This window comes from Mesorhizobium sp. C264A (genome assembly GCF_040324515.1).
Classification (GTDB): Bacteria; Pseudomonadota; Alphaproteobacteria; order Rhizobiales; family Rhizobiaceae; genus Mesorhizobium.
Genome location: NZ_JAMYVY010000002.1, coordinates 576,060 through 589,985 on the forward strand (window position 1 = coordinate 576,060; position 13,926 = coordinate 589,985).

General features: G+C 62.0%; 11 protein-coding genes and 1 tRNA gene. 7 read left to right on the top strand and 5 right to left on the bottom strand.

The features are described 5' to 3' along the window. The first annotated feature begins 146 nt into the window (after positions 1–146). From NKL04_RS21840 to NKL04_RS21865, 6 genes are all read left to right on the top strand, one after another. A tRNA-Thr gene (locus NKL04_RS21840) sits at positions 147–222 on the top strand. Between the two features lie 492 nt (positions 223–714). Then, positions 715–903: a hypothetical protein gene (locus NKL04_RS21845; protein ID WP_023682045.1), complete on the top strand. Its 189-nt coding sequence runs from the start codon at positions 715–717 to the stop codon at positions 901–903. Beyond that, a complete protein-coding gene (locus tag NKL04_RS21850) occupies positions 903–2,084 on the top strand; it encodes an acyltransferase family protein (protein ID WP_023669499.1) in 1,182 nt (393 codons plus the stop codon). The genes NKL04_RS21845 and NKL04_RS21850 overlap by 1 nt, the downstream gene beginning before the upstream one ends. After that, positions 2,081–3,193 (top strand): glycosyltransferase family 2 protein, encoded by a 1,113-nt coding sequence (locus NKL04_RS21855; protein ID WP_023699438.1) that lies wholly within the window; start codon positions 2,081–2,083, stop codon positions 3,191–3,193. The genes NKL04_RS21850 and NKL04_RS21855 overlap by 4 nt, the downstream gene beginning before the upstream one ends. Beyond that, on the top strand, positions 3,190–4,236 hold the full coding sequence (locus tag NKL04_RS21860) for a glycosyltransferase family 2 protein (RefSeq protein WP_023699437.1): 1,047 nt from the start codon (positions 3,190–3,192) through the stop codon (positions 4,234–4,236). The genes NKL04_RS21855 and NKL04_RS21860 overlap by 4 nt, the downstream gene beginning before the upstream one ends. Further along, positions 4,236–6,032: an ABC transporter ATP-binding protein gene (locus NKL04_RS21865; RefSeq protein WP_027049321.1), complete on the top strand. Its 1,797-nt coding sequence runs from the start codon at positions 4,236–4,238 to the stop codon at positions 6,030–6,032. Before NKL04_RS21860 ends, NKL04_RS21865 begins: the two co-directional genes overlap by 1 nt. 123 nt (positions 6,033–6,155) lie before the next feature. Here the strand turns inward: NKL04_RS21865 and NKL04_RS21870 are convergent, their stop codons facing one another. From NKL04_RS21870 to NKL04_RS21890, 5 genes are read right to left on the bottom strand one after another with little or no spacing between them, the layout of a single operon-like run. Next, entirely contained in the window at positions 6,156–6,986 is an 831-nt protein-coding gene (locus tag NKL04_RS21870; RefSeq protein WP_023688780.1) for a dipeptide ABC transporter ATP-binding protein, read from the bottom strand. Beyond that, positions 6,986–7,831, bottom strand: a complete 846-nt coding sequence (locus NKL04_RS21875; protein WP_023699436.1) for an ABC transporter ATP-binding protein — start codon at positions 7,829–7,831, stop codon at positions 6,986–6,988. Before NKL04_RS21875 ends, NKL04_RS21870 begins: the two co-directional genes overlap by 1 nt. Then, a complete protein-coding gene (locus NKL04_RS21880; protein ID WP_050485757.1) occupies positions 7,831–8,715 on the bottom strand; it encodes an ABC transporter permease subunit in 885 nt (294 codons plus the stop codon). The genes NKL04_RS21875 and NKL04_RS21880 overlap by 1 nt, the downstream gene beginning before the upstream one ends. Positions 8,716–8,741: 26 nt before the next feature. After that, positions 8,742–9,749, bottom strand: a complete 1,008-nt coding sequence (locus NKL04_RS21885; RefSeq protein ID WP_023669492.1) for an ABC transporter permease subunit — start codon at positions 9,747–9,749, stop codon at positions 8,742–8,744. A gap of 47 nt (positions 9,750–9,796) precedes the next feature. Further along, a complete protein-coding gene (locus tag NKL04_RS21890) occupies positions 9,797–11,395 on the bottom strand; it encodes an ABC transporter substrate-binding protein (protein WP_023669491.1) in 1,599 nt (532 codons plus the stop codon). A 476-nt stretch (positions 11,396–11,871) separates the two neighbouring features. On the opposite strand from NKL04_RS21890, the gene NKL04_RS21895 reads away from it, so the two are divergent. After that, positions 11,872–13,863 (top strand): long-chain fatty acid--CoA ligase, encoded by a 1,992-nt coding sequence (locus NKL04_RS21895; RefSeq protein WP_023699435.1) that lies wholly within the window; start codon positions 11,872–11,874, stop codon positions 13,861–13,863. Positions 13,864–13,926 lie beyond the last annotated feature (63 nt).

Here is a 13,926-nt window from a genome sequence, read left to right on the forward strand (position 1 = left end):
GCAAATGAGGCGGTGGCTCATTGCGCGCCAATGGAAAATGCCGGGACGAATTGCCGGATGCCGGCTCGAAATCGCGGTTGCCCATCTTGAATTAGCGGCCGGTTGAGTCTATCACCCAGCCGATCCTGGAACCTCGCGCTTCCCGGGCCGCTTTAGCTCAGTTGGTAGAGCACATCATTCGTAATGATGGGGTCAGGTGTTCGAGTCACCTAAGCGGCACCAGTTCTCCATCCGACGCAAGCGTGACGGCAGGTGCAAGGCTAATGCACGTCACTCCCTACGCCAACACCGGCACTTCCTGTCTGCCTCGTCGACATGCGCCATATGGCCGCCGCCACAGGATTGCGTCGTCAGACGCTTGACCATCGACTATGCTGCATCGCGCAAGATCGACAGCCTAGAGAACCCGACAATACAAGCATAATTTATAAGATACAAAACCACTATCTTGGAATAATCTTCGTCAATTTTGACCTATATCAGACACTCCGGATTATAGTTGTGTAATTAAACCGTGCCTTTTCTGACATGGTACTACTGCTCATGCAGCATTGCGGACGTGAAAAACCCTGATCGACGCAACGCACTCGCAAATCATACCCATTTTTAGCACTAACTCACACAAATATTACAGCTCGATAGATATTTTGTGTTGCACTGCACCATTGCCCGGTTGCACCATTTCTTGGGGGATTTGGTACTGGGAAGTGCGCCGTGGAGGATTCCGCCAAGTTGATCAGCTTGAATTTTTCGCTGGCCAGCACCGATTTCGAGGCTGCCCCGCGCACAAGGCGCGGGTTTGATGTTGTCGGCGCACTCTCGACGCTGGCAGGCCTCGACCTGAGGCCCGGAATGCAGGGCCGCTGGCTTCATCGGAGATTTCAGACCGGCGGAAATGGCTGATGGCGGTCGCGCGTGACAATCAGTTGGACGCTCTGCGCGCCATCGCTGTCACGATGGTTCTCTATTCCCATTTCCTTGCACCCAACGGGTCCTCCTTTTGGGGCCACATCGGGGTGCGGCTTTTTTTTGTGCTGAGCGGCTTCCTGATCACACGACTGCTGCTCGAAGCGCGCGCCGCGGCCGAATTCAAAGCCGGCCCTGCATTGAGTTCCTTCTACATCAGGCGCGCGCTGCGCATATTCCCGCCCTATTTCGCCGTGCTTGGGTTCGTCTGGCTGACCGATCTGGAGCAGTCCAGTGGATCGCTCGTCTGGCATGCGCTTTACCTGTCGAATTTTTGGTACGCGCTGCGCAACGAATGGACGCCCTGGCTACTCTGCCATTTCTGGAGCCTGAGCATCGAGGAGCAGTTCTATATCGCCTGGCCGCTGGTCGTGCTTCTCGCACCCCGCCGGCGGGTGGAAGCGATCACTATCGGCGTCATCCTGTTGTCGCTGGCCTATCGCTTCTACTGGCCGATCACCGCCACCCCGGCGCTAGCGCGCGACCTGCTGCCGCCAGCATCGATGGACGCGCTGGCGTTTGGTGCTTTGCTTGCCTGCCGGCGGACCAGAGGCGCCGGCCTGCCGCAATGGATGCGGCTAGGCTGGCCAGCCCTTGCGGCTGTCTTCCTGGCGATTGAGTGGCTTATCCCTGCGCCGGCCGATCCTATGCTGGAATGGGCCCGCTGGGCGTTGCTGCAGATCCTGCCCCTGGTGCCGCTGGTGGCCGTTGTCGCCGCCTGTTCAGCCGGCCTTGGCGGCGTCCTCGGCAGGGTTTTCGAACTGCCACCGCTGCTGTCACTGGGCCGCATCAGCTACGGCGTCTATCTTTACCATCCGATCCTTCTGTCGCTCGCCGTCAAGTCACAGCCCTGGATCCCGCTCAATGTCTCGGAGCAGGGGCCAGGGCGTTTCCTGGTCGCGAGCGCCGCCACGATCGCCGTCGCTTCGATCTCGTGGACGGCTTTCGAAAAGCCGCTCAACGGCCTCAAGCGCCGCTTCCCCTATGTAGCGCGCCGCCGCTCCCAGGCACGCTCTGGCGATGCCGGCTGGCTCGGCAGGGCGGCGGACGCCTATCCCGGCGGATCCCCCGATGGCCGCGCCGCACTCGAACTCCGGCGAACGGATGCGCAGAGATGACCACCGCGCCGCTCGTCTCCGTCCTGCTGCCGGTCTACAATGCCGGGCCTTATCTCACCGCTGCGCTGGAGAGCATTCTGCGGCAAGACTACGATCGCCTGGAGGTCATCGCTATCGATGACGGATCGACTGACAACTCGCTTGAGATTCTCGAACGATACGGCCGGGCAGACAATCGCGTTTCTGTCATCTCGCGTGAGAACCGCGGCCTCGTCGCCACCCTCAATGAAGGGCTACGACTGGCCCAGGGCGAGCTTGTTGCGCGAATGGATGCGGACGATGTCGCCTATCCCCGGCGCCTCTCGCGCCAGGTCGCACTGTTCGAGCGGCGGCCCGATCTCGGCTTCTGCGGCGCCTGCGTCGATACCTTGCTTCACGGCCGTATCGCCAAAGGCAGGCTAGACCCGGCGTTCCGGCTCGGCCGGCTCGACATATTGTCGATGTTCTTTACGATATTCTTACATCCGACGGTGATCTACAACAGGAATGTCATTGGGAACAACGATCTCTATTACGATCCAAAATATAGGCACGCCGAGGATTTCGATCTCTTCAGACGGCTTGCCGGCCGTTTCCCGGCGACCATATCGCCCGATAGCCTGCTCGTCTATCGCATCCACGCGGGAAGCGTGACCATGCGGCATGCCAAGGAAATGCGCAGGACGCATTTGCGGATCGTGGCCGAAAATCTCGAGCGTGAGGGGCTTGCGGAAACCACAGCGGATCTGCGCGACATCGGCGAGGCCGTCTCTTTCGACACGGTTTCGCGCGCAGCCGATTTCATCCGTGCGCTCGAAGAGCGGATTTCCGAGCTGCCGACCGACACACGGCCAAGCTTCGAGGCAGGCGCGCTGAACCTGTTCTATTTCCTCTACCAACTCGTCGGCGACGAAGGAGAACCGCCGCTGACCCACGAATTGCTCACGCGGACGGCGAGATGGAATTTCATCCGGCGCCGCGAACAATATGCGCTGCGTCCCGGCGTCTGGGCGCCTTGGCTCAGCCTGCTCTCGATAAGGGCCGGAAAGCGGGCGGACGCGGTGGCCTACTTCTTCAAAACCACGCCGGCCGAAGCGGTGCTTGCGCGTTATCAGCGGGGACTGGTATGACCGACAGGCCCCACCCGCTCCTGCGCGATCACCAGTTTGCGAGTGCGCCTGTCCCGACATCTCCCCGATCGGAGCGGCCGTCGCTCGAGGTCAGTTTCATCGTCTGCACGCGCGACCGCGCCGCTGTGCTGGAGGCTTGCATAGCCTCGATCCAGGCGGCATGCCGGGTGCACGCCACCTTCGCGGCAGAGTTGGTGGTGGTCGATAATGGTTCACGGGACGGCACGTCAAAGCGGCTGGCCGCTATCGCCGAAACTTCCGACATCCCAGTCACAGCCGTCTCGGAGACTCGCCCCGGACTAGCCGCTGCCCGCAATGCCGGATTGGCGCGAGCGCGAGGCCGCGTGCTGGTCTTCGTCGACGACGACTGCAAGCTCGACCGCGACTATCTCCGCGACCTGGAGCGGCACTACCGGAGTGGCGAGAAGTGGCTGATCCGCGGCGGCCGGGTCGAGCTCGGTGATGCCCGGGACCTGCCCTTCACCATAAAGCTCTACGAGGCAAGCGAGCGGCTGACCCCGGCGGTCCACCCCGGCGGCTTCGTGCTCGGCTGCAACATGACCATGCACCGCGACGTCGCGGCCCGCATCGGGTCGTTCGACGAACGCTTCGGCGCTGGCGGCCCGCTACGCTCGGCTGAAGATACTGATTATCTCGTGCGGGCGATGCTGCTCGGCATGCCGGTCGAGTATGTGCCCGACATGACGGTCTTGCATCATCACGGCCGGCGAGACCGCAAATCGATCGACAGGCTGCACCGCGACTATAGCCTCGGTAATGGTGCGCTGTGCCTGAAACATGTCCGCCACGCCCCTTGGCTGCTTCGCCATGTCTATTGGTCCGCGCGGGCCGCGTTCAGGGAACTGGCGGGCCGTCCTCGCTTTGACCGCGACCTCGATCTGTCGCACTGGCCTATTGTCGTTATGAATCTGGCAGGTGCCGCCAGATTTGCGCTGCTCGTCATGATGGGATGGCCAAAACGGCTGCCGCTGCGCCACGACCGACAAGCCAGCGAAGCCAACGCGGAGGCCAGAGCGCGATAATGTCACTGATTCCGTCAGCCCTGCCAATGCTGCGCCGCGCGCTTGGTGGCAGGCTGTTGCGGCTCGTTCCCGTCGTGGTGGGGCTCGGGCTTGCGGGCGCCGCGCTGGAAGGCCTCGGCATCGGTCTCATCATTCCGCTGCTCGGCATCATTATGGGACGTGGCGAAACATCAGGCATGGCCGGTTTCTCCGCCCTCCTCCAGCAGGTTGGAGCGGACCTCGGCGAGCGCCAGCGGCTGATCGCCATTTCGGCCGCGATCCTCGGTTCGATCGTACTGAAAAATGTCTTTGCCTTCGCCAACACTCTGCTGACCAGCTACATCTACGGCAAGGCAGGTTATTCGATCCGTAGCGCACTGTCGGAGCAGTTGCTCAGGGTCGGCTACCCCTTTTTCCTGCAGCAAAGCCCCGGGCGGCTGCTCAACATCATCTCCAACGAATCCTGGCGAGCATCCGACGCTATCCAGGCCCTGCTCGGCGCGATCGTCAGTGCCTCGGCCGCCGTCATCCTGCTCGCCTTCCTCCTGCTCCTCTCTTGGCAGATGACGCTGCTGGTGACTCTAGGGCTGGCGCTTGTCCAGCTGGCGCACGGGGTTTTGTCGTCCAATCTGAAGGCGCCGAGCCGCAGCGTCGTCTCGCGCAACAGCGCACTGGCGTCGCAGATGCTGCATCTGGTGCATGCCGGGCGCCTGATTCGCATCTTCGGGCAGGAGAACCGCGAAAAGGCGGTCTTCGCCAAAGCGTCCGACGGGGTGCGGCGGGCGGCTTTCGTGCTTTCAATCCGCCAGGGCGTCTTGCCGCCACTGACCGAGGTATTGCACGCGATGCTGTTCCTGGCGGTGGTGATCGGAGCCTGGCTGGCGAATGTAAGCTTCCCGCTGACCGTCGCCTTCCTCATCCTGCTCTACCGACTGCAGCCGCATATGCGGGCCTTGCAGATGTCCTGGAGTCAGTTGCAAGGCATGAGCGGCTCGCTGGAGGAGGTACAATGGCTGCTCGATCCTTCCGACAAGCCCGAGGCGCCGCAGGGCAGCCTGCCGTTCGACGGCTTGCGCCAAGGGATCAGCTTCGATGATGTGAGCTTCGCCTATTCCGGTCCCCTGTCAGGCCCCGACGCGCGCGAGGCGGTGCTGCATAAGGCGGTGTTCGATATCCGCAGCGGCCGCTCGACGGCGCTGATCGGCCGCTCGGGCGCCGGCAAGACGACGATCGTCAATCTCCTGTGCCGCTTCGTCAAACCCGACAGCGGCAGGATCCTCGTCGATGGGGCACCGCTCGATGAAGTGGACCCAAGCCAATGGCGGCGGAACATTGCCTTGGCCAGTCAGGAGCTGGAACTGGTCGATGGCACCATTTTTGAAAACATTATCTACGGCTACGACACGGCGTCGGCCAGCGACGCCATGCGCGCCGCAAGGCTGGCCGAGGCACATCAATTCATCGAGCACCTGCCGCAGGGCTACGCGACACTGGTCGGATACCGGGGCATCAACCTGTCAGCCGGACAAAGGCAAAGGATCGCCCTGGCGCGGGCGCTGGTGCGCGATCCCGATATTCTCATCCTCGACGAAGCCACCAGTGCGGTGGATGGGTTGTCAGAAGCCGCTATTGTCGAGACGCTGAAATCGCGGGCCGGCCGCCGCACCACCATTGTCATCAGTCATCATTACAGCACCATATCGTTCTGCGACGACGTGGTGATCTTGAGCCGCGGTCGGGTGAAAAAACAGGCCCCCTTCGCAACCCTGGCAATGCTCAGCATGGACGAGCTTTACCAGCACGGAGCGGGTGAGTGATGGGGCGCACCCCAACCTGCGACGCGGCTTGCGCCCGGCAGCTCGCAGATCGCGATCAATCCTGCCGGCAAACCACCGCCGCGACGCATTTCCGATTGTTCAAAAACAATTCTCGGTGAGAGGTCAGGCGGCCTTCTTCTTCGCCAGCCGCGCCTTGATCGAGGCGACGTCGGCGCGCGGCGTCGCGGCGAACAGCGTCCTGGTGTAGTTGTGCTTGGGGTCGGCGAAGACCTCCTCGCGCGAGCCGTATTCGACGGCTTCGCCGAAATACATCACCATCACGTCGTCGGCGATGTAGCGCACGACAGACAGATCGTGGCTGATGAAGACATAGGTCAGCTGGAATTCGTCCTGCAGGTCGGCGAGCAGGTTGAGCACCTGCGCCTGCACCGAAAGGTCGAGCGCGGAGACCGGTTCGTCAAGCACCAGCAGGCTCGGGTTCAGCATCAGCGCGCGGGCAATGGCGATGCGCTGGCGCTGGCCGCCCGAGAACATGTGAGGGTAGCGATTGTAGTGCTCGGTGCCGAGGCCGACCTTCTTCAGCATCCTCATGGCAAGGTCGCGCCGCTCTTCGGCCGGCTTGTCGGTGTTGATGAGCAGCGGCTCGCCCAGCACGTCGCCGATCTTCTGGCGCGGATTGAGCGATCCGTAAGGGTTCTGGAAGACGATCTGCACCTTGCGGCGCATCTCCCTGGTCAGGCCGTTCCTTGCGATGTCGACCTTGTTGCCGTCGATGAACAGCTCGCCCGACGTTGCCGGATCGATCAGCGTGATGATGCGCGCCAGCGTGGACTTGCCGCAGCCCGATTCACCGACGATGGCCAGCGTCTTGCCCTTGTCGACGCTGAACGAAACGCCCTTGACCGCATGCACGGTGCGCGCGCCGCGAAACAGGCCGCCGCCGACGTGATAGTCGCGCACGATGTCCTTGCCTTCGACGACCTTGATGCCCATCAGACGCTCCCGGCAGCCGGTTCGAACAGCATGTCCGAGACGGTCGGCAGCCGGTCGCCGACGGCATTATCCGGCAGCGCCGACAAAAGTGCGCGGGTGTAATTGCTCTTCGGCGATTCAAACAGCGACAGCACGTCGGCCTCTTCCATCTTGCGGCCCTTGTACTGGACGATGACGCGGTCGGCGGTCTCGGCCACGACGCCCATATTGTGGGTGATCATGATCAGGCCCATGCCGTATTTGACCTGTAGCGACACCAGCAGGTCGAGGATCTGCTTCTGGATGGTGACGTCGAGCGCGGTGGTCGGCTCGTCGGCGATCAGAAGCTTGGGATTGCAGGCAATGGCGATGGCGATCATGACGCGCTGGCACTGGCCGCCCGACATCTGGTGCGGGAACGAGTTCAGCCGTTCGGCCGGCTCGGCAATGCCGACCTGCGTCAGCAATTCGATGGCGCGCTCGCGACGCTGGGCCTTGTCCATGCCCATATGGAAGCGCAGCACCTCCTCGATCTGAAAGCCGACGGTGAAGCACGGATTGAGACTGGCCATCGGCTCCTGGAAGATCATCGACATGTCCTTGCCGACGATCTTGCGCCGGTCGGCCGGGCTCATCTTCAGGAGATCGCGGCCGTTGAAGCTCATCTCGTCGGCAGTGACCGTCGCCGTCCACGGCAACAGCCCCATCACAGCCAACATCGACACCGACTTGCCGGAGCCGGATTCGCCGACGATGGCCAGCACTTCACGTTCGTTCACATGGAGCGAGACGCCATCGACCGCGCGGAACGGCCCGGAGGCGGTCTGGAACTCGACGACGAGATTGCGGATGTCGAGCAGCGCCATCACGACCTCCTCAGCTTCGGATCGAGCGCATCGCGCAGACCGTCGCCGATCAGATTGATGGCAAGCACGGTGATGAGGATAGCCAGACCGGGGAAAGTCACCACCCACCAGGCGCGCAGGATGAATTCACGCGCCGAGGCGAGCATGGTGCCCCATTCCGGCGTCGGCGGCTGGGCGCCAAGGCCGAGAAAGCCGAGAGCGGCCGCCTCCAGGATGGCGTTGGAGAAGGACAGCGTGCCCTGGACGATCAGCGGCGCCAGGCAGTTGGGCAGGATGGTGCGCAGCATAAGCCTTATATGGCCGGCGCCGGCGACCTTGGCGGCGACCACATATTCGCGGCTCTTTTCGGCCATGACGGCAGCGCGCACCAGACGGGCAAAGTGGGGTTGCAGGACAAGCGCGATGGCCAGCATGGCGTTGAACAGGCCGGGGCCGAGGATGGTGACCAGAACCAGCGCCAAGAGCAGCGACGGGAAGGACAGGATCAGATCCATGACCCGCATGATCGCCACGTCGACCCAGCCCCGGAAATAGCCGGCCAAAAGGCCGAGCGTGATGCCGCCGACAAGCGCCAGCGTGACCACGACGGCGCCGATGAGCAGCGAGAAACGCGCGCCATAGAGCAGGCGCGAGAGCATGTCGCGGCCGACCGCGTCGGTGCCAAGCAGATATTCCATGCTGCCGCCTGCCTGCCAGGCCGGCGGACGCAGGAAAGCTGTCTTGTCCTGGATGTCGGGCGCATAGGGTGCCAGCAGCGGTGCAAAGAGCGCGGCCAGCACCAAAAGGATGAAGACGAACAGGCCGATGACGGCGCCGCGGTTTACCGAGAAATAGTGCCAGAAGGTCCTGAAGCCGGTCAGACGGTCAGGGTTGCCGGCGGCCATCGGGGCGATTTCGGTCGACTGGCTCATCACGCCGCCCTGATGCGCGGGTTGATGACGGCATAAAGCACGTCGACGATCAGGTTCACCGCCATGACGATAAGGGCGATCAGCAGCAAGCCTGACTGCACGACGACATAGTCGCGCTTGGATATGGATTCGACCATCCACTTGCCGATGCCCGGCCAGGCGAAGATGGTTTCTGTGAGAATGGCGCCGGCGAGCAGGGTACTGACCTGCAGGCCGATGGTGGTGACCACCGGGATCAGCGCATTGCGTAGCGCATGCACGCCGATGACGCGGGACGACGACAGGCCCTTGGCGCGGGCGGTCCGCACATAGTCTTCGCCCAGCACTTCGAGCATGGCCGAGCGCGTCTGGCGCGCGATCACCGCCAGCGGGATGGTGCCGAGCACAATTGTCGGCAGCACCAGGTGACTCAATGCCGAGCGGAAAGCATCCCACTTGCCGTAGAGCAGGCTGTCGAGGGTCAGGAAGCCGGTGATCGGCTTGATAAAGAACTGAAGGCCGATGCGGCCTGAAACCGGGGTCCAGCCGAGATAGCCGGAGAAAAAGATGATCAGCAGCAGGCCCCACCAGAAGATCGGCATGGAATAGCCGACGAGGGCGGTGCCCATAAGCCCCTGGTCGAACCAGGAGCCGCGTTTGACCGCAGCAATGATGCCGGCCGGTATGGCCAGCACCATGGCGAAGATCATGGCGAAGACGGAGAGCTCGATGGTTGCCGGGAACAGCGTCATGAAATCTTCGATGACCGGCCGCTTGGACGAAATCGACACGCCGAAATTACCGGTCGCGGCATCGCGGACATAATGCGCGTATTGCTGCCAGATCGGCAAATTGTAGCCGAACTGTTCCTTCAGTTCCGCGTAACGCTCGGGCGACACGCCATGCTCGCCGGCCATGGCAAGAATGGGATCGCCGGGCAGCAGCCTGACGAAAGCGAAGGCGCAGATGGTGATGCCGATCAGCGTCGGCAGCACCAAGACGATTTTGTTTAGGAGATATCGGAGCATCTTGAAAAGCGGGCGGCGCCTGATTGCGCGCCGCCCGCCTAACAGTTCTATTCGGCCTTGTCGACGCCGTCGAAGCGATGAATGCCGAGCGGATCCATCATGAAGCCGCTGACATTCTTGCGCACGACTGCGTAGACTTGGCTGTGTGCCATGAGGAAGGCCGGAGCCTGCTTCTGGAAGACAACCTGCGCCTCTTCATAGAGCTTGGTGCGTTCGGCCTGGTCGCTGGTCTTCTTGGCCTTCTGGATCAGATCCTCGAAGTCCTTGTCGCACCAGCTGGAGTAGTTCGACACGCCGATGGCCGAGCAGGCGAACAGCGTGGCGAAGAAATTGTCCGGATCGCCATTGTCACCGGTCCAGCCGATCTGGAAGGCGCCCGGGCGTTCCTTCTTCTTGCCTTCTTCGCGGTACTTCGTCCACTCGTAGCTGACGATCTCCGCCTTGACGCCGACCTTGGCCCAGTCAGCCTGGATCAGTTCGGCGGCGCGCTGGAAATTCGGGTTGTAGGGACGGACGCGGTCGGAGGCCCAAAGCTGGATCTCCTTCAATCCGGCATCGGCCAGCACCTTCTTGGCGGCTTCCGGATCATAGGCGTCGGACTTCACGTCCTTGTTCCATGACCACATGGTCGGCGGGATCAGGTTTACGGCCGGCGTGGCGCCGGCGTCCTGGAACAGCGACTTGATGAGCGATTCCCGATCGATCGCCTGGTTGAGCGCATGGCGCACTTCAGGCTTGTCGAGCGGCGGGATGGTGGTGTTGTAGCTCATATAGCCGATGTTGAGGCCAGCCTGATCCATCAGGGTCACGTCGGCGTTGGCCTTGATCGTGCCGATGTCGGCAGGATTCGGATAGGGCGCGATATCGCATTCGCCGGCGAGCACCTTCTGGATGCGGGCGGTGGCGTCAGGCGTGATCGCGAAGACGAGATCGTCGATCTTTTCCTTGCCCTTGAAGTAGTCCGGGTTGGCCGCATAGCGGATGACCGAATCCAGCTGGTAGTCGACGAACTGGAACGGACCTGTACCGACCGGCTTGGTCGAGAAGTCGGCCATCTTGCCGTCTTTTTCCAGCTGGTCGGCATATTCCTTCGACACGATCGAGGCGAAGTCCATGCCGAGATTGGCCAGCATCGGCGCGTTCGGCTCGGTCAGCGTCAGCTTCACGGTCAGGTCATCGACCTTTTCCCACTTGGCGACGTATTTCGGCATGTCCATGCCGGTGTAGTAGTCCCAGGTCAGGTTCGGCAGGTACTTCTCGCCGTTCCAGGGGTTTTCCTTGTTGAACTGGCGATCGAACGAAAAGACGACGTCGTCGGCATTGAAATCACGCGTCGGCTTGAAGAAATCCGTCGTCTGGAACTTCACGCCCGGATGCAGGTGGAAAGTATAGACCAGGCCGTCGTCCGAAATCTCCCATTTGTCGGCGAGACCGGGCACAACTTCGGTGCCGCCATGCTTGAACTCGACCAGGCGCGAATAGACGGTGCGCGACGAGGCGTCGAAGTCGTTGCCGCCCGTCGTGGTACCCGGGTCGAAGTTGGCCGGCGAGGCCTCCGAGCAATAGACCAGCGTCTTGGCATTGGCCACACCGCCGAGGACGCTTGCAGCCAGCAACGCGGCTGCAAAAGTCAGTTTCTTTTTCATTGAGCACTCCCTGATGTTCTTCCAAGCCCCTCTATAGGCTCGCGAAGCGCGCATATAAGCACCGTTTTTCCGGCTTTGGAACACCCTGTTTGCCTACCCCACCGTAAGCAGAAAATATTTCTCGGTCTTTGACGAACTGCAGAAACAAATAGCAAAATCTGCTAATCACGGGATTGTTAACGACCGCATTTTTTCATTGATTGCAGCAACCGTAAGCCAAAAATCCACAAGCCTGGGTTTCGCCACCGAGATGACAGGACGGCATTGCCTGAGCTGGCATCGCGGGAAGGATTTCGGCGGCAAATCTTTGCCGTCCTGCCGCTGGGGCAAGACTTGCACGGCCGCCGATAGTCGCAATAGATAGATGACACGCTGGATTTTCCGGGAATCCGCGACATCGCTGCAGCGGAGGACGCCTCACCACATCGAGGCGGCGCAGCAGGAGCAGGCAACAGAACGACCGAGGGAGGCTAGAGGTGGCGAAAGCAACAAAGACAACGGCCCCGGCGAAAGCAAAAGCGGCGAAAGCTTCAAAACCGGCCGCCGCTGCCGCCAAGTCGAAAGCGCCACCGGCCAAAGCCACTCCCGCTGTCAAGCCAACGGCAACCTCGACGCCGGCGAAGGCAAGCGCCAAGCCGGCAGCGAAACCTGTGGTCAAGCGCGCGGCGAAGACAGCACCCGCTGCAAAGCCCGCCCAGCCGCCAGCCGCCAAGACAGCCGCGGCGAAGCCCGCCTCGAAGCCGTCGCCGGGCGCGGCCAAAAAACTGCCGAATACGCTGACGGCGCTTGCCGCGGGCTTGCCGGAAAAGCCATGGCTAAAAAGCTATTCGAAAGTAGTGCCGGCGGAGATCGGCGCCCTGCCCTACAGTTCGATCGGCGACTTCCTCGTCGGCGCCTGTAAGCAGTTTTCCGGCCAGCCGGCATACGTCTGCATGGGCAAGTCGATCTCCTATGCCGAACTCGAGCGGCAATCGGCCGCCTTCGGCGCTTATCTGCAATCGAAGGGCCTGCAGAAAGGCGCACGCGTGGCGCTGATGATGCCGAATGTGCTGCAATATCCGGTGGCGATGATGGCCGTGCTTCGCGCCGGCTATGTCGTGGTGAACATCAATCCGCTCTACACGCCGCGCGAGCTCGAACATCAGCTCAAGGATTCCGGCGCGCAGGCGATCGTCATTCTGGAGAATTTCGCCAGCACCCTGGACGCGGTGATTGCCAGGACGGCGGTCAAGCATGTGGTGGTCGCGGCGATGGGCGACATGCTCGGCGCCCTCAAGGGCACGATCGTCAACCTCGTCGTGCGCCGGGTGAAGAAGATGGTGCCGGCCTGGTCGCTGCCCGGCCATGTCAAGTTCAATGCGGCGGTGAAAGCCGGCGCCGGCATCGCCTTCAAGCCGGCCAAGATGGAGGCCGGCGACATCGCCTTCCTGCAATATACCGGCGGAACCACGGGGATTTCCAAAGGTGCTGTGCTGCTGCACTCCAATGTGCTGTCCAATGTCGCGCAGAACACGCTGTGGCTGCAGGACGCCTATGCGATCAAGCCGAAACCGGCGCATCTCAACTTCATCTGCGCGCTGCCGCTCTACCATATCTTCGCGCTGACGGTGAACGCGCTGATGGGCATGCAGCAGGGCGCCCAGAACGTGCTCGTTCCCAACCCGCGCGACATTCCCGGCTTCGTCAAGGAGCTGCAGAAATACCCGATGCACATTTTCCCCGGCCTCAACACGCTGTTCAACGCGCTGCTTAACAACGAGGATTTCCGCAAGCTCGACTTCAAGCCGCTGATCATGACGCTGGGTGGTGGCATGGCGGTACAGAAGGGGGTTGCCGAGCGCTGGAAGGCGCTGACCGGCAATTCGATCACCGAGGGCTACGGGCTGTCGGAGACCTCGCCGGTGGCCACCGCCAACAAGTTCAGCGACAGCAATTTCACCGGCACGATCGGCCTGCCGCTGCCGTCGACCGAGATCGTCATCCGCGACGATGACGGCAACAACCTGCCGCTGGGCGAAGTCGGCGAGATCTGCATCCGCGGACCGCAAGTGATGGCCGGTTACTGGAACCGGCCGGACGAGACCGCCAAGGTGATGACCAAGGACGGGTTTTTCAAATCCGGCGACATGGGCTTCATGGACGAGCGCGGCTACACCAAGATCGTCGACCGCAAGAAGGACATGATCCTGGTCTCCGGCTTCAACGTCTATCCGAACGAACTCGAGGAAGTCGTCGCCCAGCATCCGGGCGTGCTCGAAGTGGCGGCGATCGGCGTGCCGGACGAGCATTCGGGCGAGGTGCCGAAGCTGTTCATCGTCAAGAAAGATCCGGCGCTGACCGTCGAGGCACTGACCGCCTATTGCCGCGAGAACCTGACCGGCTACAAACGGCCGAAATACATCGAGTTCCGAACCGAACTGCCGAAGACGCCGGTGGGCAAGATTTTGCGCCGGGCGCTGCGGGAATAGATTTGAACGACGAGCCTAGTCGCGGCGAAAGTGTAGACGACAATCCGCGTCCCGACGCGGCGA

Coding starts and splice junctions, on each gene's coding strand:
- NKL04_RS21850 (WP_023669499.1), top strand. CDS start 903: ATGGCGGTCGCGCGTGACAATCAGTTGGACGCTCTGCGCGCCATCGCT.
- NKL04_RS21855 (WP_023699438.1), top strand. CDS start 2,081: ATGACCACCGCGCCGCTCGTCTCCGTCCTGCTGCCGGTCTACAATGCC.
- NKL04_RS21860 (WP_023699437.1), top strand. CDS start 3,190: ATGACCGACAGGCCCCACCCGCTCCTGCGCGATCACCAGTTTGCGAGT.
- NKL04_RS21865 (WP_027049321.1), top strand. CDS start 4,236: ATGTCACTGATTCCGTCAGCCCTGCCAATGCTGCGCCGCGCGCTTGGT.
- NKL04_RS21870 (WP_023688780.1), bottom strand. CDS start 6,986: ATGGGCATCAAGGTCGTCGAAGGCAAGGACATCGTGCGCGACTATCAC.
- NKL04_RS21875 (WP_023699436.1), bottom strand. CDS start 7,831: ATGGCGCTGCTCGACATCCGCAATCTCGTCGTCGAGTTCCAGACCGCC.
- NKL04_RS21880 (WP_050485757.1), bottom strand. CDS start 8,715: ATGGCCGCCGGCAACCCTGACCGTCTGACCGGCTTCAGGACCTTCTGG.
- NKL04_RS21885 (WP_023669492.1), bottom strand. CDS start 9,749: ATGCTCCGATATCTCCTAAACAAAATCGTCTTGGTGCTGCCGACGCTG.
- NKL04_RS21890 (WP_023669491.1), bottom strand. CDS start 11,395: ATGAAAAAGAAACTGACTTTTGCAGCCGCGTTGCTGGCTGCAAGCGTC.